This window comes from Scandinavium hiltneri (assembly GCF_024764835.1).
GTDB classification, from domain to species: domain Bacteria; phylum Pseudomonadota; class Gammaproteobacteria; order Enterobacterales; family Enterobacteriaceae; genus Scandinavium; species Scandinavium hiltneri.
Genome location: NZ_JALIGE010000012.1, coordinates 1 through 276, shown reverse-complemented (window position 1 = coordinate 276; position 276 = coordinate 1). Strand labels below are relative to the sequence as shown.

The 276-nt window shown below is 50.7% G+C and carries 1 protein-coding gene; it reads left to right on the top strand.

Annotated features, from left to right (window positions below):
- Positions 1 to 70: 70 nt before the first annotated feature.
- Positions 71 to 276 (top strand): transposase (locus tag MUU47_RS00045; RefSeq protein WP_258986094.1); only part of this gene is annotated, 206 nt, incomplete at its 3' end.

Here is a 276-nt window from a genome sequence, read left to right as displayed (position 1 = left end):
GGTAATCCCCCCGAAAAACCGGTGTGTTTATAAGTAGAATTTTCTCGTAATCTGAACCGGGGAGACCTCTATGAAAAAATCACGTTTTACCGACAGCCAGATCATGGCCATTCTTAAGCAAGCTGAGGCCGGAGCGCCAGTCACCGAGTTGTGCCGCGAGCATGGCATGAGTAGTGCCAGTTTCTATAAGTGGCGTTCACGCTTTGGCGGGATGGATGCCTCTATGATGGCCCGTCTGAAAGAGCTGGAAGACGAAAACCGCCGCCTCAAAAAGAT